The sequence below is a fragment of the Streptomyces sp. NBC_01003 genome, from assembly GCF_045162695.1.
Lineage (GTDB): Bacteria > Actinomycetota > Actinomycetes > Streptomycetales > Streptomycetaceae > Streptomyces.
Map to the genome: position 1 here is coordinate 6,464,273 of NZ_CP108707.1, position 19,053 is coordinate 6,483,325.

Annotated in this window: 15 protein-coding genes; 11 read left to right on the forward strand and 4 right to left on the reverse strand. The window is 71.3% G+C overall.

Going from position 1 to position 19,053, the window contains the following annotated elements; all coding sequences use genetic code 11:
• Positions 1–10 precede the first annotated feature (10 nt).
• Entirely contained in the window at positions 11–1,429 is a 1,419-nt protein-coding gene (locus OG698_RS29525; RefSeq protein ID WP_100594129.1) for an APC family permease, read from the forward strand.
• 3 nt (positions 1,430–1,432) lie between these two features.
• On the opposite strand, the gene OG698_RS29530 is transcribed toward OG698_RS29525, so the two are convergent.
• On the reverse strand, positions 1,433–1,867 hold the full coding sequence (locus OG698_RS29530; RefSeq protein WP_406106598.1) for a GNAT family N-acetyltransferase: 435 nt from the start codon (positions 1,865–1,867) through the stop codon (positions 1,433–1,435).
• 115 nt (positions 1,868–1,982) lie between these two features.
• Here OG698_RS29530 and OG698_RS29535 point away from each other — a divergent pair, with 115 nt between their 5' ends.
• The 5 genes from OG698_RS29535 (at position 1,983) to OG698_RS29555 (ending at position 9,646) form a co-directional block, all read left to right on the forward strand.
• Positions 1,983–4,757, forward strand: a complete 2,775-nt coding sequence (locus tag OG698_RS29535; RefSeq protein ID WP_406106600.1) for an alpha/beta fold hydrolase — start codon at positions 1,983–1,985, stop codon at positions 4,755–4,757.
• Positions 4,754–5,617, forward strand: coding sequence for an ABC transporter permease (locus OG698_RS29540; RefSeq protein WP_326775685.1), 864 nt, complete (start codon positions 4,754–4,756; stop codon positions 5,615–5,617). Before OG698_RS29535 ends, OG698_RS29540 begins: the two co-directional genes overlap by 4 nt.
• A gap of 149 nt (positions 5,618–5,766) precedes the next feature.
• Positions 5,767–7,392 carry a von Willebrand factor type A domain-containing protein gene (locus OG698_RS29545; protein WP_406106601.1) on the forward strand — a complete coding sequence of 542 codons (1,626 nt, stop codon included), beginning with the start codon at positions 5,767–5,769 and terminating at the stop codon, positions 7,390–7,392.
• Positions 7,393–7,678: 286 nt separating this feature from the next.
• Positions 7,679–7,819: a hypothetical protein gene (locus OG698_RS29550; RefSeq protein WP_199841787.1), complete on the forward strand. Its 141-nt coding sequence runs from the start codon at positions 7,679–7,681 to the stop codon at positions 7,817–7,819.
• Between the two features lie 90 nt (positions 7,820–7,909).
• Entirely contained in the window at positions 7,910–9,646 is a 1,737-nt protein-coding gene (locus OG698_RS29555; protein ID WP_406106602.1) for an ABC transporter ATP-binding protein, read from the forward strand.
• On the opposite strand, the gene OG698_RS29560 is transcribed toward OG698_RS29555, so the two are convergent.
• Both OG698_RS29560 and OG698_RS29565 read right to left on the reverse strand, forming a co-directional pair.
• Positions 9,643–10,605 (reverse strand): aldo/keto reductase family oxidoreductase, encoded by a 963-nt coding sequence (locus OG698_RS29560; RefSeq protein ID WP_406106604.1) that lies wholly within the window; start codon positions 10,603–10,605, stop codon positions 9,643–9,645. The genes OG698_RS29555 and OG698_RS29560 overlap by 4 nt on opposite strands.
• A gap of 22 nt (positions 10,606–10,627) precedes the next feature.
• The gene (locus tag OG698_RS29565) at positions 10,628–11,107 is read right to left on the reverse strand and encodes an SCP2 sterol-binding domain-containing protein (protein WP_406106606.1); all 480 of its coding nucleotides are present in this window, start codon (positions 11,105–11,107) and stop codon (positions 10,628–10,630) included.
• A gap of 218 nt (positions 11,108–11,325) precedes the next feature.
• Here OG698_RS29565 and OG698_RS29570 point away from each other — a divergent pair, with 218 nt between their 5' ends.
• From OG698_RS29570 to OG698_RS29580, 3 genes are all read left to right on the forward strand, one after another.
• Positions 11,326–11,919, forward strand: coding sequence for a TetR/AcrR family transcriptional regulator (locus OG698_RS29570; RefSeq protein WP_406111359.1), 594 nt, complete (start codon positions 11,326–11,328; stop codon positions 11,917–11,919).
• Positions 11,920–12,075: 156 nt separating this feature from the next.
• Complete coding sequence (locus OG698_RS29575; protein ID WP_406106607.1) at positions 12,076–14,049, forward strand: AMP-dependent synthetase/ligase; 1,974 nt, start codon at positions 12,076–12,078, stop codon at positions 14,047–14,049.
• A 359-nt stretch (positions 14,050–14,408) separates the two neighbouring features.
• Positions 14,409–15,053, forward strand: a complete 645-nt coding sequence (locus OG698_RS29580) for a MerR family transcriptional regulator (RefSeq protein ID WP_406106609.1) — start codon at positions 14,409–14,411, stop codon at positions 15,051–15,053.
• Between the two features lie 11 nt (positions 15,054–15,064).
• Here the strand turns inward: OG698_RS29580 and OG698_RS29585 are convergent, their stop codons facing one another.
• Positions 15,065–15,697: a class I SAM-dependent methyltransferase gene (locus OG698_RS29585; RefSeq protein ID WP_406106611.1), complete on the reverse strand. Its 633-nt coding sequence runs from the start codon at positions 15,695–15,697 to the stop codon at positions 15,065–15,067.
• Between the two features lie 178 nt (positions 15,698–15,875).
• On the opposite strand from OG698_RS29585, the gene OG698_RS29590 reads away from it, so the two are divergent.
• The gene (locus OG698_RS29590; RefSeq protein ID WP_406106612.1) at positions 15,876–16,508 is read left to right on the forward strand and encodes a DedA family protein; all 633 of its coding nucleotides are present in this window, start codon (positions 15,876–15,878) and stop codon (positions 16,506–16,508) included.
• Between the two features lie 156 nt (positions 16,509–16,664).
• Positions 16,665–18,857: an MMPL family transporter gene (locus tag OG698_RS29595; protein ID WP_406106614.1), complete on the forward strand. Its 2,193-nt coding sequence runs from the start codon at positions 16,665–16,667 to the stop codon at positions 18,855–18,857.
• Positions 18,858–19,053: the final 196 nt, after the last annotated feature.

Genomic DNA, 19,053 nt, shown 5'->3' on the forward strand with positions numbered 1-19,053 from the left:
CCGCTCCCCCATGTCCGACACGCTTCGCACCAGCCCCTCGACCGTCACCGAGGAGCCCCTCGCGCCCCTCGGCAACACGGCCAGTCCCCAGAAGCTCAAGCGTTCCATCGGCGTCGTCGGCGGCACCCTGCTCACGCTCTCGTGCGTGACGCCCGCCTCCACGCTCTTCGTGGTCGTCCCCGACCTGTTCTCCTCGCTCGGCACCGCCACCGCGCTCACCATCGGGATCGGCTCGCTGCTCTGCATAGCCGTCGCGTTCTGCTACTCGGAGCTGGGCACCCTCATCCCCAGCGCGGGCGGCGAGTACGCCATGGTGTCGACGCTCGCGGGCCGCCTCGCCGGCTGGCTCGTCTTCGTGCTCTCGCTGCTCGTGGTCATGATCGTGCCGCCCGTCATCGCCATGGGCACCGCGGACTACCTCGCCCCGCTCGTGCACCTGCCCGCCGCCGGCGCCGGAGCGGGCGTCATGCTCCTCGCCACCCTCGCGGGCCTGCTCGACCTGCGCGCCAACGCCTGGATCACCGGCATTTTCCTCGTCCTCGAGGTCATCGCCGCCGGAGTCGTCGCCGTCCTCGGCTTCTCGCACTCCGAGCGCGGCGCCGGATCCCTGGTCGACCTGCACGTCACCGGGGCGGGCGGCCACACCGACACCGTCACCGCGATGCTGATCATCTCCGGGCTCGCCATCGCCCTCTTCATCACGCAGGGCTTCTCGACCGCGGTCTACCTCTCCGAGGAGCTGGAGAACCCGCGCCGCAACGTGGCCCGCACGGTACTCCTGACCCTCGCCATCTCCACCGTGGTCATCCTGGTGCCGGTCGTCGCCATCACCATGGGCGCCCCCGACCTCGCCGCCCTCACCAGCGGCGACATCAGCGGCATGGTCGAGGCCTGGTCCAACTCCGCCGTCGGCACGTTCGTCAGCCTCTGCGTCGCCCTCGCGATCATCAACGCGGGCATCGTCATGGTCATCCAGAACTCCCGTGTCCTGTTCGCCTCCGCCCGCGACAAGTCCTGGCCCGAGCCGGTCAACAACGCGCTCTCCAAGCTCGGCCGCTTCGGCTCCCCATGGGTCGCGACCCTCGTCGTGGGCGTGCCCGGCGCGGCCCTGTGCTTCGTCAACCTCGACACCCTGTACGGCGTGACCGGCGTCTCCGTCACCGGCATGTACCTCCTGGTCGCCGTCGCCGCCCTGCTCGCCCGCCGCGGCTCCCACCGCGACCAGCCGGCCTGGCGCATGCCGCTGTGGCCCGCGGTGCCGGTGGTCCTGATCGCCGTACTGGCCTACATCCTCAGCCAGCAGGAGGTCTCCTACCTGCTGTGGACCGGCGGCATCACCGCCGTCGCCACCCTCTACTGGGCGCTCTACCTGCGGCCGCGCAAGGACACCCGCTGGCTGGTGTCGATCCCCGAGGACGCGCAGGCCTGAGCATCACCCGGGCTCGGCTCGCACGAACGACCACTCGATGACGGCGCACCCACCGCCGTCCTCGCCGCCCGCGCCGCGATACGTCGCGAGCGCGGGCTCGTTGTCGGTGTCCACGCCGACCCACATCCCGTAGCAGCCCCGCTCCCTGGCCAGCGTCGCCAGCGCCTCGACCAGGGAGCGGCCGATGCCGCGGCGCCGGTGCGCCTCGGCCACCGACAGCTCGTACAGGAACATCTCCACCCCCTTGTCCGGGTGGACCGTCTCGATCCCGCTGACGAAGCCCACGGGCTCGTCGCCCTCGTAGGCCAGGAAGAGATGATGGCCTGGGGCCCGAAGGAAGCGAGCCGACAACTCGGGAAGGGCGGGCCCGTCGAACAGGGGCCCGGCAGCGGTCAGTTCGTCGACGGTGCGCGCACGGCGGATGTCGGATTTCTGCATGACGCTTCGTACCACGAGCGGTGTACGCGGGGGCGGGACCCTACTCCTCAGGGAGGTCCGGCGGTTCAGCCCGGGGGCTGCCCCCGTTGTCGGCGGTCGCCCGTACCGTTGACGCATGGATCTACGACTGACCGGTCCGCGGGCCAGGCCGCGGCGGTGGGCGGCAGCCGCCGCGGCCGTCGTGGTGCTCGCGGGCGCCGGTACCTGGACGGCCGCGGCCGCCTCGGACGACGCGCCCCCCGTGCAGCGCCGCGACACGGTGATGGACACGGGCGGAGCCAGGATCGACACGTCGTACTTCACGACGCCCGGCTCCGAGCGCCGCCCCGCCGTCCTGCTCGCCCACGGCTTCGGCGGCAGCAAGGACGAGCTGCGCGCCCAGGCCGAGGGCCTCGCCCGCGACGGATACGCCGTGCTGACCTGGTCGGCGCGCGGCTTCGGCCGCTCCACCGGCAAGATCGGGCTCAACGACCCGAAGGGCGAGGTCGCCGACGCGTCCAGGCTCATCGACTGGCTGGCGAAGCGGCCCGAGGTCCAGCTCGACAAGAAGGGCGACCCGCGCGTCGGCGTCACCGGCGCCTCGTACGGCGGCGCGGTCTCGCTGCTCGCCGCCGGGTACGACGACCGGGTCGACGCCATCGCCCCGCAGATCACGTACTGGAATCTCGCCGACGCGCTGTTCCCCCAGGGCGTCTACAAGAAGCTCTGGGCCGGGCTCTTCATCAACACCGGCGGTGGCTGCGACCGGTTCGAGCCGCAGCTGTGCCGCATGTACGAGCGGGTCGCCGAGGCCGGGAAGCCGGACGCCGCGGCCCGCGCACTCCTCGAAGAGCGCTCGCCGATCGCCGTCGGCAAGCGCATCAAGGTGCCCACGCTCCTGATGCAGGGCCAGACCGACTCCCTGTTCCCGCTCGGCCAGGCCGACGCCGCCGCCAAGGCGATCCGGGCCAACGGCGCGCCCGTCGACGTCGACTGGATCGCGGGCGGGCACGACGGCGGTGACCGCGAGACCGGACGCGTCGAAGCCCGCGTCGACTCCTGGTTCGACCGCTATCTGAAGGACGACAAGGGCGCCGACACCGGCCCCGCCTTCCGCGTCACCCGCACCGGAGGCATCGACTCCACCGACGGCGCCGCCCAGCTGCGCGGCGCGAGCGGCGACACGTACCCGGGCCTCGCGAACGACCCCCGGCGCGTGCCCCTGACCGGGCGCGAGCAGCGCGTCACCAATCCCGCCGGCGCGAGCCCGCCCGCCATCTCGAACCTGCCGGGGCTCGGAGGTGGTGGCGGCGGACTCGGCCAGCTGTCCTCCCTCGGCGTCGGCCTCTCCCTCGACTTCCCCGGGCAGTTCGCCCGCTTCGACTCGGCGCCCCTGCGCGACGACCTGCGCATCACCGGGTCCCCGAAGGTGACGGTGCACGTCGCCTCCGACAGCGACGACGCGGTCCTGTTCGGCAAGGTGTACGACGTCGGGCCGGGCGGCGGGTCCCAGCCCGTGCTGCCCTCCCAACTCACCTCACCCATAAGGGTGGTGGGCTCCGGAGCCGACGGCGGCAAGGACGTCACCCTCACGCTCCCCGCCATCGACCACGAAGTGCAGAAGGGCCACCGGCTGCGCCTCGTCCTGTCCTCCACGGACCTCGGCTACGCGTCCCCGACGCACCCCGCCACGTACACCGTCTCTCTCAAGAGCGACCTTTCCGTGCCCACCGCGCCCGCCGTGCGCACGGCGGCATCGCCGCTGCCCGCCTGGGTGTGGTGGCTGCCTCTCGCCGGTGTCCTGGCGGCGCTGGCCCTGCTGCTCACCGGCCGCCGCCGCGCGAGCGCGGGAGCCCTCGACCCGGAGCTCGCCGAAGTCCCGCTCCAGATCACCGACCTGAGCAAGAAGTACGCGAAGTCCGCCGACCGGTACGCGGTCCGTGACCTGTCCTTCCGCGTGGAGAAGGGCCAGGTCCTCGGCCTCCTCGGGCCGAACGGCGCGGGCAAGACCACGACCCTGCGCATGCTCATGGGCCTCATCAGGCCCGACGGCGGCGAGATCCGCGTCTTCGGGCACGCCATCAGGCCGGGTGCGCCCGTCCTGTCGCGGGTCGGCGCGTTCGTCGAGGGCGCGGGCTTCCTGCCGCACCTGTCCGGCCGCGAGAACCTGGAGCTGTACTGGGCAGCCACGGGCCGCCCCGCGGAGGACGCCCACCTGGACGAGGCGCTGGAGATCGCCGGGCTCGGCGACGCCCTCGCCCGCGCGGTGCGCACCTACTCGCAGGGCATGCGCCAGCGGCTCGCCATCGCGCAGGCCATGCTGGGCATGCCCGACCTCCTCATCCTCGACGAGCCGACGAACGGCCTCGACCCGCCCCAGATCCGCGAGATGCGCGAGGTGATGATCCGGTACGCCGCCGCGGGCCGCACCGTCATCGTCTCCAGCCACCTCCTCGCCGAGGTCGAGCAGACCTGCACGCACCTGGTCGTGATGGACCGCGGGCGCCTGGTGCAGGCGGGACCGGTCGCCGGCATCATCGGCTCCGGCGACACCCTCCTCGTCGGGCTCGCGGCGGACATCTCCGACGCGCTGGTGGAGAAGGTGGAGGCGCTGCCCGACGTGGAGTCGGCGGCCCGCGCGGACGGCGGACTCCTGGTACGGCTCGCGGCTCCCGCGCACGCGGGCGTCCCGGCCACGGTTCCGGCGGCGGCCGCCACGGCGACCGCGGTGGCGACACCCGACGGTCCGGCACAGTCCGCGGCCCTCATGCCGCCCTCCGCCGACCGGGAGATGGCCGCCGCCAGACTCCTCACCGAGCTGGTCCGCCTGGACGTGCCGGTCGCATCCCTTGGCCCGCACCGCCGCCTCGAAGACGCGTTCCTGACCCTGATCGGAGGCGAAGCCGGATGACCGCGCTCGTCGAGTCCACCGAGGTGGCGCCCGGATACCGCGCGCGCCGGACCCTGCCCCTGCGGGTCGAGGCCGTACGCCAGCTGAAGCGGCGGCGCACGCTCGTCATGGGCGCCGTCCTCGCCCTGCTGCCGTTCGTCCTGGTCGTCGCGTTCGCCATCGGCGGCGACCCGGGCGCGCGCAACGGCCGGGTGACGCTGATGGACACGGCCACCGCGTCCGGCGCCAACTTCGCCGCGACGTGCCTGTTCGTCTCGGCCGGGTTCCTGCTCGTGATCCCCGTGGCCCTGTTCTGCGGGGACACGGTCGCCTCCGAGGCCGGCTGGTCCAGCCTGCGCTACCTCCTCGCGGCGCCCGTGCCCCGCGCCCGCCTCCTGTGGAGCAAGCTCACCGTCGCGCTCGCCCTCAGCCTGGCCGCGATGGTCCTGCTCCCCGTCGTCGCCCTCGCGGTCGGCACGGCCGCGTACGGCTGGGGCCCGCTGGAGATCCCGACCGGCGGCGCGCTCCCCGCGGGCACGGCGGCGCAGCGGCTGCTCGTCGTGATCGCGTACATCTTCGTGTCCCAACTGGTCACCGCGGGGCTCGCGTTCTGGCTGTCGACGAAGACGGACGCGCCGCTCGGCGCGGTCGGCGGCGCGGTCGGGCTCACCATCGTGGGCAATGTCCTCGACGCGGTGACGGCGCTCGGCGACTGGCGCGACTTCCTGCCCGCGCACTGGCAGTTCGCGTGGGCGGACGCCATCCAGCCGCGCCCGGAGTGGGGCGGCATGATCCAGGGGACGGCCGTCTCGGTAACGTACGCCGTCATCCTGTTCGCCCTGGCCTTCCGGGGATTTCGCCGCAAGGACATCGTCTCGTAGGTCTCCGGAGGATCACCTTCCGGCCTCGGCGGGCCCCCTCCGTAGCCGCATCGAGATTCATCCGCAACGCCTCCGACTGCTCGTTCCGGCCGTCTCGGACGTCACATTCACAAGTGCTGACGCACGATCGGCGAACCGAGGGGGCACGGATGAGGCCTGACAGCGAGCACCGGGCAGAGGACCGAGACCGTACGCGGGCATCGGCGCGGGCGCGAAGGCGGCCGAGGACGCGGGGTCGGGGGAGGGCGCGGGCCGCCGGGCTGGTCGCGGCGGCGCTCGTGGGCGGGCTCCTCGTCACCGGGTGCGGCGGCGGGAGCGACGGTTCCTCGGCGGAGCGCGGCAAGGCGCAGCGCACGGGCCCGCTGCCCGCGCCCGCCCCGGCCCGCCCGTCCGCACCGGCGACGCCCGCGCCGGGCACCGAGGCCGACGGCGAGCAGCGCGACATCGCGCCGACCCCGTCCCCGACGCCCGCGGACTACCTCTCCACGTTCGCCCTCGACGTCGACACCGCGTCGTACGGCTACGCCCGCCGCACCCTCGCCGACGGGCGCCTGCCCGACCCGAAGACCGTCCGGCCCGAGGAGTTCATCAACAGCTTCCGTCAGAGCTACCCGCGCCCCGAGGGCAACGGCTTCTCGGTGACGGCCGACGGAGCCCGCGCCGGCGACGAGGGCTGGTCCTTCCTCCGGGTCGGCCTCGCCACCGGCCCGGCGGCCCCGGCGTCCGAACGCCCGCCCGCCGCGCTCACCTTCGTCATCGACGTCTCCGGCTCCATGGCCGAACCCGGCAGGCTCGACCTGGTCAAGCAGTCCCTCGGCGTCATGACCGACCAGCTGCGCTCCGACGACTCCCTCGCACTCGTCACCTTCAGCGACACGGCCGAGACCGTACTGCCGATGACCCGCGTCGGCGGCGCCCGGGGACGGGTCCACGACGCGATCGACGGCCTGGAGCCGATGTCCTCCACGAACCTCGACGCGGGCGTACGCACGGGGTACGACACCGCGGTCGAGGGCGCGCGGCCCGGCGCCACCAACCGCGTCGTCCTGCTCTCCGACGCACTCGCCAACACCGGTGAAACCGACGCCGACGCGATCCTCGACCGCATTTCCGACGCCCGCCGCGAGCACGGCATCACACTGTTCGGCGTAGGCGTCGGCAGCGAGTACGGCGACGCCCTGATGGAGCGCCTCGCCGACAAGGGCGACGGCCACACGACCTACGTCTCCACGCCCGAGGAGGCCCGGAAGGTCTTCTGCGACGAGCTGCCGCAGAACATCGAGCTGCGCGCCCGCGAGGCCAAGGCGCAGGTCGCCTTCGACCCGGGGACCGTGCAGAGGTTCCGGCTCATCGGCTACGACGACCGCCAGGTCGCCGACGACGACTACCGCAACGACCGCGTGGACGGCGGTGAGGTCGGCCCCGGCCACACCGTGACGGCGCTGTACGCGGTACGGCTGCGCCCGGGCGCGAGCGGCCACGTCGCCACGGCGGGCGTGCGCTGGCTGGACCCCACCACGCGCGCCCCGCACGAGGAGACGACCCAGATCGAGGCCTCCGCACTGGACACGGACGTCTGGCGCTCCAACCCCGGCCTCCAACTCACAGCCACGGCAGCCTATTTCGCCGACTCCCTGCGCCAGGGGGCACTCCCCGGAGCCCCCACGCTTCCCCAACTGGCCTCACGCGCCGACAAGTTGGCCCGCTCGACGGAGGGCAAGGACGTGCGGCAGCTCGCGGAAGCGATACGCAGGGCCGACGAACTGCAGATCTGAGTCCGTGTCCGAGTTTCGTGCGGATTGGAGAAGCTGTCATTTCGCCCTGTAAGTTCTGGGTGAATATCGAGGCAGAGTAATTGGTCGTCGAATGGGTCGGCGTAAATTCTGTGTGAAGGGCGGTTCTGTTCCTGAAGGGTGATGAGAATCGAACTCAGACGTAACTGATCGAGTTCTCATCCAATGTGGCAATTCCGGGGCTGGGGCCCGCGTAATGTTTTCCGTGTCGAAGCCGAACAGGGCTTACGGCAAACGGAAAAGCGTCACCGAGAAAGGGACAATCCTCATGAGCTTCCACAAGGTCGCCCCCGTCAAGAAGACCCGCAAGCCCGGCGCGAAGCCGGCCGCTGCACACCAGGCCGCGCCCAAGCCGAAGCGCCAGCCCCGCCGCCGTCCGGTCGGCAACAAGGCCGGCAAGGACTGCTGAACCGTGCCGCCTCGGCCGTGTTCCCGGTTCGGACGGAGAGAGTTGAGAAAGTCGGAGGAGTCGGATGGGTCGGGGGAGTTGGTGGAGTTGGTGGAGAATAAGAGCACGGGTGCTCGTCAGGCGTTCCGGCGTTTCTGGCCGTTGACGCGTGGTGACCGCAGATGGCTGGTCCTGATCATTGTCTGCGTCGTGGTCGCCGCGCTTGCCGAGACAGCCTCGATCCTGATTTTCGCGAATCTCACCGACCATGCGCTGGCTGCGGGATCGCTCTCCGCATTCTGGGTGCCCGCCGCGCAGTGGCTCGGTGTTGCCGTGATCGGCGCAGCGGTCGGGTATGCCGGAAACTCGCTCGCCGTGTGGACCGCGGAGCGGTTCGTCCTGCGGCTGCGCGCCGGCGCGTTCCGTCATGTGCAGGGGCTGCCCCCGCACTTCTTCCAGAAGCACCGGCAGGGCGATCTCGTCGAGCGGCTGACCGGTGATGTCGAGGCCATCGAACAGATGGTGGTGTCCGGCGTGGTCGGCACCGTTTCCGCGTTGTTCTCCACCGTCTTCTACGCGGCCGCTGCCCTCTGGCTTCGCTGGGACCTTGCCCTCGTCACCTTCCTGCTCGCCCCCCTCTTCCTCATCGCCGCCCGCCGCTTCGCCGGCCGCATCAAGTCCGCGGCCCGTGACGAGCGCACCGCCGACGGCGCCATCACCTCGGTCGTCGAGGAGTCCCTCGGCAATGTCGTCCTCACCCAGGCCTACAACCTGCGCCGGGACGAGGAGCGCCGGCTCGACCGGGAGGCCCGTGCGTGGCTGCGCGCCTCCGTGCGCGGCGCCCGCGCGAGCGAGCTGTACGAGCAGTTCGTCGAGGTCGTCGAGACGCTGTGCGTGCTGGCCGTCATCGGATTCGGCGCCTGGGAGATCGCCGCGGGCCGTATGACGCTCGGCGATCTGCTCGCCTTCGCGGCCTTCATCGGCTACCTCTATCCGCCGATCCGCAACCTCGGTCAGCTGGGCCTCACGCTCACCGCCGCCACGGCCGGAGCGGAACGGATCCAGGAGGTCCTGGACGCCGAGCCCGCCGTGACCGACCCCGTCTCACCCCGCCCGGCCTGGCCCGTGCACGGCCGCATCACCCTTGAGGGCGTCTCCTTCCGCTACCCGGACGCTCCCGCGGAATCGCTGACCGACGTGTCACTGACCGCCGAGCCCGGCGAGCTCGTCCTGATCACAGGGGAGAGCGGAGCCGGCAAGTCGACCCTCTCCAAGCTGCTGCTGCGCTTCTACGACCCGACGGCGGGGACCGTACGCCTCGACGGGGTGCCGCTCGCCGACGTACCGCTGGAGTTCCTCCGCGAGAACGTGGCCCTGCTGCCCCAGGAGACTCTGATCCTGCACGGCACCATCCGCGAGAACATCGCCTGCGGCCTCCCGGGCGCCGGCGAGCGGGAGATCCGGCAGGCCGCACTGGACGCGGCCGCCCACGAGTTCATCACCGACCTGCCCGAGGGCTACGACACCCGGATCGCCCCGGGCACCGCCGCCCTCTCCGGCGGTCAGCTGCAGCGCATCGCGATCGCCCGTGCCATGCTGCGCGGCGCCCCCGTCCTCGTTCTCGACGAGCCGACCGCCGGACTCGACGCGCTGGCCGCACGACGCGTGGTGCAGCCGCTGCGCCGGCTGATGGCGGGCCGTACGACCATCGTGATCACCCACGATCTGGCGCTGGCGCCGGACGCGGACCGCATTCTCGTCGTGGACTGCGGCCGTCTCGTGGAGTGCGGTACGCACAGGGAACTCCTCGCCCGGGACGGGGCGTACGCGCGGCTGCGCAGCGCTTAGGGGAGCGCCGCCCCCCGGGCCGTCACCCACAGCTCGTACCACTCCTCGTGGGTGAGTTCGGGGGCGCGGCGGGCGGCGTCGGCGCAGGCTCGGATGCGGGACGGGTTCGCGGTGCCGATGACCGGGGCGATGCGGGACGGGTGGCGCTGGAGCCACCAGAGGATGATCGTCTCCGGGGTGGTGTTCTTCTTCTCGGCGAGGTCGGCGACCAGTCGTGCCGTGGCGTACTCGGCGGGCGTCGCCTCGCGGCCCGTGTAACTGCCCTGGGCGAGCGGGCCCCACGCCTGGAGGCGGATCCCGTGCTCGGCGCAGTGTTCCAGGGTGCCGAGCGGGAAGCCGTTCGAGGCGGCCTCGGGCGTGTTCACCAGCACCCCCGCCTCCACCCAGTCCCGGCTCTTGAGGCTCATCTCCAGCTGGTTGGCGACGAGAGGGAAGTCCAGGTGGGACTGGAGGTGCGCGATCTGATGGGCACTCATGTTGGAGACGCCGAAACTCCGTACGAGGCCCTGCTCCTGGAGCGAGGTGAGGGCCTTGGCGACATCGCCCGGGTCCGCCAGCGGGTCGGGGCGGTGCAGCAGCAGGACGTCGACGTGGTCGGTCCGCAGCCGGGTCAGGCTCTCCTCGACGCACCGCACGATGCGGGCGCCGCGCAGGTCGTACACCCCCGGACGGTCGCCGTCGGCGAGGCGGATCCCGCACTTCGTCTGTACGGTGATGCGCCCGCGCAGCCCGGGCGTCCGGGCGAGCACCTCGCCGAACACGGCCTCGGCCTTGCCGTCGCGGTAGATGTCGGCGTGGTCGAACGCGGTGATGCCGCTGTCCAGGGCCGCCTGTACGGCGGCCTCGGCGGCGTCGATGTCGGAGGGCCGGAAGGGCGCGGAATCCCAACTCCCGCCCAGCCCCATGCATCCGTAGATCAGCCGGTCCTGGTCGGTGTGCGCGTGCGGTGGTGTGGTCACACAGGCAGCGTAGGCCGCGGACTCACGGCTTGGGGATGTCGAAGTAGCGGTTGAGGCCCGCGGCGAGCCCGGCATCGCCGGTGATCCTGACCTTGCGCATCATGAACATCAGGACGGGGCTCTGATTGCCCGAGACCAGCTTCAGGAAGTCCGCGTCGCCCATGGTGAGCGTGACGCGGGGCGTGGCGTCCGAGCGGCCCTCGGTGACCGTGCAGGTCCCGTCCGCGATCGCCGTCTCGTACACGGCCTCTTCCTGGTCACCCGCGCTCGTGACCTTCCAGCGGATCAGCGCCTGGAGCGAGCCCGCCGTCTCCGGCCTGAACTGCCGCTCCATGCGTGCGAAGACCTCTTTCAGGATGCGTGCCCGCAGCTCGCCGTCCCGGGCGATCCCGTCGATCTCCTTGGCGGACAGGCCCTTCACGATCTTCGCGAACTGCTCGGGCGTTACCGCCGAGAAGTCGAGGTCGGCAATCCCGTCGCGCGTGCCGGTGCCCTCGCCCATGGAACCCTCCGTGTGCCGAAACTGCTTACCATTCAGTAAACTTACCAATCGGTAAGGTTACGGCCGGGGCAGATGGGCTGACAAGCGTGACGGGTATAACGGGCGATCCGCCAGAAGGCTACGGGGAGCTCGCGGAGCGTCCCGGGGCGCAGGGTGACGGTCCGGGCGCCCCCGCCGGACGCCGGCGCCGTGTCCCGCGCCGCGAGCGCGAGCAGCAGATGATCGACGTCGCCGTGCGTGTCTTCGCCAAGCGCGGCTACCACGCCGCGTCCGTCGACGAGATCGCCGAACTCGCGGGCGTTTCCAAGCCGATGGTCTATCTCTACCTCGACTCCAAGGAGGGTCTCTTCCTGGCGTGCCTGCGCCGGGAGTCGGACCGGCTCGTCGCCGCGTTCCAGGGGGCGGCGCGCGCGGGCGGCGAGCCCGAGGAGCGTCTGTACGCAGGCCTCGCCGCGTTCTTCGCGTTCGTCGCCGGACACCGTGACTCCTGGGTCGTCCTGCACCGGCAGGCCTCCGAGCTCGGCGCGGCCATCGCCGCCGGGGTCGCCGAGGCACGCCGGGCCGTCATGGCCGAGGTGGCCGGCCTGGTCGGGGACGGCATCGCGGACAGCGGCCGGGAAGCCCCGCTCGACGCCGAGGGCGCCGACTTCGTGGCGCACGCGCTCGTCGGGGCAGCGGACTCGCTCACCGACTGGATGGAGCGCCACCCCGGCCGGTCGCCGGACTCGATCGCGCTGCGGCTGATGAACATGGTGTGGGTGGGGATGCGGCACGTCCTCGACGGCGAGGTCTGGACCCCGCCCGACGCCTGACCTCTGGGGCCGTCCCTGGGTCGCTTGCGTCGGCTGATCGCGTCCGGCTCATTGAATTTCCTTTACGCGTGGGTAAGTTGACGCCCGGGTAAGTCTGCAAGTCTGCGTGGGACGAGCGAGACGCAGGGATCACGTCAGCCGCGACCTGGAGCCGTCATGGGCGTACGCAAGGATCTTCAACGGGCACAGCAGCGCAGCGACTTGACGGACCGGGCCACCGTCGAGACCGTCAAGGACGAGCACGGAACCGTGCGCGAGGTGCGCACGGCCGCCCTCGCCGCGGACCCCGGCGGGAGCACGCCCGCCGACATCCCCTTCACGAACGCCGTCGAGGCGCCCGATGCCGTGGTCCTGCGGCGCAGGGAGGGCGAGCACTGGCGTCCCGTCACGGCGGCGGCCTTCGCGCGTGAGGTGACCGCCGCGGCCAAGGGCCTGATCGCGGGCGGCCTCGAACCCGGCGGGCGAGTCGCCCTGATGTCCCGTACACGCTACGAGTGGACCGTCCTCGACTTTGCCATCTGGGCAGCCGGCGGGCAGACCGTGCCCGTCTACGCCACGTCGTCGGCCGAGCAGATCGAGTGGATCGTCCGGGACTCGGGCGCGCGCCATCTGATCACCGAGACCCCCGAGAACACAGCCACTGCGCGGGCCGCGCTCGCCGCGCTGCCCGAGGAGGAGCAGCCGCGCTGCTGGGAGCTGGACGCGGGAGCGGTGCTCGAACTCGCCACCCTGGGAAGGGAGATGGACGACGAGGAGGTGACCAAGCGGCGCGCCGCCCTCACCCCCGGCACCGTCGCGACCGTCTGCTACACCTCCGGGACCACCGGGAAGCCGAAGGGCTGCGTCCTCACCCACGCGAATCTGCACGCCGAGGCCGCGAACACGGTGGAGCTGCTGCACCCCATCTTCAAAGAGGTGACCGGACAGGTGGCCTCGACGCTGCTTTTCCTGCCACTGGCGCACATCCTCGGCCGCACCATCCAGATCTCCTGCATGCTCGCCCGTATCGAACTGGGCCACTGCCCCGGCATCAAGCCGGACGAGCTGCGGCCCCAACTTCGTTCGTTCCGGCCGACGTTCGTGGTCGGAGTGCCGTACCTCTTCGAGAAGATCCACGACACGGGCCGGGCCACCGCGGAGAAGCTCGGCCGCGGCGCGTCGTTCGACCGGGCCGACCGGATCGCGGTGAACTACGGCGAGGCGCACATGGCCCGCTTCCTCAGCCGCGGCAAGGGTCCCGACGGCATGGGCCCCGACGGCAAGGGCCCCGACGGCAAGGGCGGCCCGTCCCTCGGTCTCCGCCTCGCCCGCGGCCTCTACGACCTGCTGGTGTTCCGCCGTGTGCGCAAGGAGCTCGGCGGACGCCTGCGTTACGCGATCAGCGGCGGCTCCCCCCTCGACCGGCGCCTCAACCTCTTCTTCTACGCCGCCGGAATCCTCATCTACGAGGGGTACGGCCTGACGGAGACCAGCGCCGCCGCCACGATCACCCCGCCGCTCGCCCCGCGCCCCGGGACGGTCGGCCTCCCGGTGCCGGGCACGGCCGTGCGGATCGCCGACGACGGGGAGGTCCTCATCAAGGGCGGCATCGTGTTCGGCGCGTACCGGAACAACCCCGAGGCGACGGGGGAGGTGCTCGACGGGGGCTGGTTCGCCACCGGTGACCTGGGGGCCCTCGACGAGGACGGCTACCTCACCATCACCGGCCGCAAGAAGGACATCATCGTCACGTCCGGCGGCAAGAACGTCTCGCCGGCCGTCCTGGAGGACCGGCTCCGCAGCCGCCCGCCGGTCGGCCAGTGCATCGTCGTGGGCGACAACCGCTCCTACGTCGGCGCGCTGATCACGCTGGAACCGGAGGCGGTCGCGCACTGGCTGTCCGTACGGAAGATGCCCGCCGACACCCCGATGGCCGATGTCGTCCGTGATCCGCGGATGATCGCGGCGGTGCAGGAGGCCGTGGACTACGCGAACGAGGCCGTCTCGCGGGCCGAGTCGATCCGTAAGTTCGCTCTGGTGGAAGGCGAGTTCACCGAGGACAACGGGCTGCTCACGCCTTCCCTGAAGATCAAGCGGCATGCGGTCGCGGCCGCGTACGAGCGGGAGATCGAGGCCCTCTACCGGGGCTGATCGCCCGTCTCGGGGACCGGGACCGGGGGCGTTCGACGGTGCGCCCGCATATGAGTTCGGCGGGCGCCGAAGGAATTTCCGGAGCCACGTGTGTGGTCATGCCTGTTTCCTTTGGCTGGGGTCCTTCGAAGACTGCTCGCACAGAAATCTCGCGACGCCGTCTCACGAAGACATCCGGTGAGGCTTCTGGCTCATCAGGTGAGGCTTCCGGCTGAGGGCAGAGGGGTTCGTTGCCGAATGAGCGTCGCAGCGGCGCATGGAAGGGTGATGGTGCGGGAATTCAACGGCGATAAAAGCGCCTTCGTATTCCCGTGGGCGGCGGGGAGCGCGCCGCGGGGAAAGCGAAGTATCCTCGTGAAATGCGTATCGGAGAGCTGGCGCGGCGTACCGGAGTTCCGGTCCCCACCATCAAGTACTACTCGCGCGAGGGCCTGTTGCCCCCGGGCGAGCGCACCAGCCCGAACCAGGTCGCGTACGACGATTCCCATGTCCGCAGGCTCAAGCTGATCCGCGCCATGCTGGAGGTCGGCGGCCTGTCCATCGCGGCCGCGCGCGACGTCCTGTCCGAGGTCGACTCCCCGACCCGCACGGTCCACGGCATGCTCGGCGTCGCCCAGTCCGCGGTGACCAGGGCCGCCGTCGAGCGGGGCACCGACGAGGACCGGGAGCGGGCCGAGGGCGAGGTCCGTGAGCTGGTGATCCGGCACGGCTGGGTGGCGAAGCCGGAGAACCCGGGCTGGCAGGCGCTCGTCCAGATCGTGCTCACCTACCGCGACCTCGACCGGGGCGACCTGCTCACCCTGCTCGACAAGTACGCGGCCGCGGCAGGGGAGTTGGCGGTCGCCGAGCTCGGCGCGCTCGCCGATGTGCCGAGCGCCGACGGCAAGGTCGAGGGCGTCGTCCTCGGCACGGTCCTCGGCGACGCGGCCATGGCGGCGCTGCGCCGAATCGCCCAGGAGGACGCCTCCGGCCGGATCGGCGGCGGGCGCAAGCACAGCGCGTAGCCCCCGCAGGCTCACCCGGCGTACGCCGACAGCGGTGCCACCGGCGCGAGATGGTGCACATGGGCGGGCGGCAGATTCCCGAGCACCGTCTCCGTGCGGAACCGGTGCCGGTCCAGGGTCCGCCCGACGACGGCCTGCACCGCGAAGGTCCGCTCGCGCGCCGCGCCCGTCGTGAACACCCGGCGCAGCTGCGGCATCCCCGCGTACGCGAAGAACGACAGCGTGCCGCCGGGGCGTAGCGCAGCGAGCAGCCGGCCGAATATGTCCGCGACCGTGCCCGCGTCGAAATTGGCGAACGGCAGCCCGCACACGATGGTGTCGTAGCTCCCCAGATCGTGCTCTTGCACGAGCCCGGTGAGCAGCCGCACGCGCTCGTCGCCGCCGTGGTCGCGGTGCAGGAGTTCGGCGAAGCGGGGGTTGGCCTCGACCAGGTCGAGGGTGTCCAGGGCGCCCAGCGAGGCCCTGATGCGCCGGGTCACGGCGCCCGTGCCGGGGCCGACCTCGAGGACGGCGCGGGCGCGGCCCGGGCTGGGGATGACATGGCGGGTCAGGGCCCGCGCCAGCAGGGGGCTGCTGGGCGCGATGGCCCCGGTGTCCCGGCGGGTGCGGGCGAACTCTCGGAGGAACAGCGTCACATCGGTCATGGCCACCTGCGTCGTAGTGATAGTGAAACTATCGATAGCGTAAGTTACTGTTGAAGCCCAGGACAGGCCCAGCCGCTGCCCGCAGCGCCGCTAGTGGGCCTCTGACCTGGGAGCACGCCTCGCCAAAGAGCCGGCACATGCCTCCAAAGAGGCATCGGGCCCAGGGAAAGGGAGACCGATGGACTTCGCCTCACTCGTGTCGTGGGTCGACTTCACGTCCGGCCTGTCCACCCGGATGTCGGGCGCCGCCTGCTGGGCGTACGCGATCCTCGCGGTCACCACGCTGCCGCCCCTGCTGCCCAACGCGGTGCTCCTGATCACCGGTGGGATGCTCGCCGCGCGCGGCGAGATGTCCCTCGTCCTGGTCCTGCTCTCGGTGGCCGGCAGCGCGCTCGCCGGCGACGTCCTCATCCACCGCTTCGGCTGGTTCGCCGGCCGCAGGGTGCGCGGCGGCGGCGCGGGGCGCGGACGCAGGGGCGAGCTGTTCGACTGGGCCGCGGCGCGGGTGCGGCGCGGCGGCATCCCGTTCGTCGTCGGCGTCCGCTTCCTGCCCAGCGGGCGCCTCCTCGGCGGGCTCGCGGCCGGCGCGGCGCGCTACCCGGCCGGCAAGTTCGCGATCGGCGCCGCGCTCGCCGAAGTCGTCTGGGCCGCCTGTTCGGTGGGCGTGGGCTACTTCGGCGGGGCGGTCAGCGACGACCCCGTGCACTCCGTCGCGATAGGCCTCGGCCTGTCCGTCGCCGTCGGCGCCGTAGCGGCGCTCGCTCAGCGCAGGGCTACCGCACGGGCGGCGAATGTCTCGAAGGGGGCATAGCGCAGTCTCCGTAACGCGGATGTCGGACGCACACGTTTCCTGGAAAGTCTCATAAATCGTGCGCTGAAGGCCGAAATGTATTTTCGCCGACCACCGCAGACGTCACGCGGCATAGACGTTTGCCACACGCCATTTGATTTATTCAGGGAGACAGAAGTGTTTGCCGCTATCGGAAAGTTCACCGCGCGGCGCCGGAAATGGGTCGTCATCGCGGCAGCCGTCTTCACGCTGTTCGCCGGCGTGTGGGGCACCGGGGTCTTCGGCTCGTTCACCGGCGGAGCCGGCTTCGACGACCCGGCCGGCGAGTCCGTCCAGGCCGACAAGGTCCTCGACGGCTCGCTCGGCCGCGAGTCCAACGACCTCATCGTGCTGTACGAGTCGAAGGAAAAGGGCGCCACGGTCGATTCCTTCGGCACAGCAGTCCGTGCCGCGCTCGACGATGTCCCACGCGCCGACATCGCCCGCCTGGACTCGTTCTGGCACCCCGGCACCCAGAACCCGAGCTCCTACGTATCAGAGAACAACCAACAGACCTACGCCACCGTCCAGTTCACCAGTGGCGACGACCAGGAGCAGGTCGAGGCACTGGAGAAGATCAGGGACGACTTCGCGGCCGACGGAGTCACCGTCCGCTACGGCGGCGTCGCCGCGATGACCGACCAGGTCAACACCCTCACCGGCTCGGACATCGCGCGTGCCGAAATGCTCTCGGTCCCGATCCTGCTGATCCTCCTGGTCCTGATCTTCCGCAGCGCGATCGCGGCGCTCCTGCCGCTGGCCGTCGGCTCGTTCGTGGCGCTGGGCTCCTTCGTCGTGCTCCGCGTCCTGACGATGTTCACCGAGATCTCCAGCACGGTCATCAACGTCATCACGATCCTCGGCCTCGGCCTGGCGATCGACTACGCGCTCTTCCTCGTCAACCGCTTCCGCGAAGAACTCCACGCGGGCGCCGACGTCGACAGGGCCGTGGAGCGCGCCACCGCGACTGCGGGCCGCACGGTCGCGTTCTCCGGCATCGCCGTGGCGATCTCGTTTGCCGGACTGGCCTTCTTCCCCTCCCGCTTCCTCTCCTCGATGGGGTACGCGGCGGTCGCCGTAGTCGCGTTCGCGGTGGTCGGCTCCCTCACGCTGCTCCCCGCCCTCCTCCGCTACACCGGGCGCAGCATCGACAAGTGGCGCATCCCGCTGGGCAGGAACCGCGCCCCCAAGCCGGAGAACGAGGGCCGCTGGTACCGCACGGCGCACGCGGTCATGCGGAAGCCGCTGATCTCCTCCCTGGCGATCGTCGCCGTCCTCGTAGGACTGGGCGCACCGCTCCTGGGCGTCAACTGGGCACGCCCCGGCGAGTGGGTGCTGCCCTCCGACGCGGACGCGAAGGTGGTCGGCAAGACACTGGCGTCGGACTTCGGCACAAACCCCGCACAGATCATGACGTCGGTGGTCCAGGGCTCCACCGGCCCCGTGGACCGCGCCGAAGTAGCGACCTACGCAGCCGAGTTGGCCACCGTGGACGGCGTAGCCTCGGCGACCCCCACGGCGTTCGAGGGCAACGACGCGCGCATCACGCTCCGCTACACGCCGGACGCCATGTCCCACGCCGCGCAGAGCATGGTCCACGACCTGCGCGCCACGGCGCCCCCGGCCGGCGCGGACGCACTCCTGACGGGTATGCCGGCGTCCCGGGCCGACATCGTCGGCATGATCGGCGACCGCCTCCCGTGGATGGCCCTGTTCATAGCGGTCGTCTCGTTCCTGGTCCTCTTCATGGCCTTCGGATCCCTGCTCCTCCCGCTCAAGTCGGTGATCCTCAACCTCCTTTCGCTCCTGGCCGCGTTCGGGGCGATCAAGTGGATCTTCCAGGACGGCCACCTCTCGGGGCTCCTCGGCTTCGAGCCGATCGGCGCGGTGGACGCCAATTTCCCCGTCCTGGTGGTGGCGATCGCGTTCGGCCTCGCGATGGACTACGAGGTGTTCCTGCTCTCCCGCGTCCGCGAGGAGTGGGAGGTGAGCGGCGACCCGGTCGAATCCGTGGCGCTCGGCGTCCAGCGCACAGCCAAGATCATCACGAGCGCGGCGCTGCTACTCGTCGTGGTCGTCGGCGGCTTCATGGCCTCCTCGATCCTCTTCATGAAGATGATCGGGGTCGGCCTGGTCATCGCGGTCCTCGTGGACGCGACGATCGTACGAGGCCTGCTGGTGCCCGCGACGATGGCGCTCCTGGGCAAGTGGGCCTGGTGGGCACCGGCCCCGCTGGCCCGCTGGTGGGCGAAGTACGGCTTCCGTGAGTCCTCGGCCCCGCCGCCCCCGCCGGCGCCCGCACCGGCACCGCGCTCAGAGGCGCTGCGGTGACGTTGCACTCCGCAGGGCGGGCGGGTGAGGCGCCGAGCACGGAGGCGCCCGGCCCGGCCGCCCCCGAACCGGGATTTCGAACCCACGACTTCTTCTTCTCGAAGCAACGTGGGTGTGCCCGTCACATCGCCGAGTGGGCCGTCGGCAGCGTCCTCGTGCCGCTCGCCGCCTACGTCCGGTGCGTCGATCGGCAGAT

Bases quoted from the DNA above. Each gene is read 5' to 3' on its own strand.
- OG698_RS29525 (WP_100594129.1), top strand. From the start codon at position 11: ATGTCCGACACGCTTCGCACCAGCCCCTCGACCGTCACCGAGGAGCCC.
- OG698_RS29530 (WP_406106598.1), bottom strand. From the start codon at position 1,867: ATGCAGAAATCCGACATCCGCCGTGCGCGCACCGTCGACGAACTGACC.
- OG698_RS29535 (WP_406106600.1), top strand. From the start codon at position 1,983: ATGGATCTACGACTGACCGGTCCGCGGGCCAGGCCGCGGCGGTGGGCG.
- OG698_RS29540 (WP_326775685.1), top strand. From the start codon at position 4,754: ATGACCGCGCTCGTCGAGTCCACCGAGGTGGCGCCCGGATACCGCGCG.
- OG698_RS29545 (WP_406106601.1), top strand. From the start codon at position 5,767: ATGAGGCCTGACAGCGAGCACCGGGCAGAGGACCGAGACCGTACGCGG.
- OG698_RS29550 (WP_199841787.1), top strand. From the start codon at position 7,679: ATGAGCTTCCACAAGGTCGCCCCCGTCAAGAAGACCCGCAAGCCCGGC.
- OG698_RS29565 (WP_406106606.1), bottom strand. From the start codon at position 11,107: ATGGGCGAGGGCACCGGCACGCGCGACGGGATTGCCGACCTCGACTTC.
- OG698_RS29570 (WP_406111359.1), top strand. From the start codon at position 11,326: ATGATCGACGTCGCCGTGCGTGTCTTCGCCAAGCGCGGCTACCACGCC.
- OG698_RS29575 (WP_406106607.1), top strand. From the start codon at position 12,076: ATGGGCGTACGCAAGGATCTTCAACGGGCACAGCAGCGCAGCGACTTG.
- OG698_RS29580 (WP_406106609.1), top strand. From the start codon at position 14,409: ATGCGTATCGGAGAGCTGGCGCGGCGTACCGGAGTTCCGGTCCCCACC.
- OG698_RS29585 (WP_406106611.1), bottom strand. From the start codon at position 15,697: ATGACCGATGTGACGCTGTTCCTCCGAGAGTTCGCCCGCACCCGCCGG.
- OG698_RS29590 (WP_406106612.1), top strand. From the start codon at position 15,876: ATGGACTTCGCCTCACTCGTGTCGTGGGTCGACTTCACGTCCGGCCTG.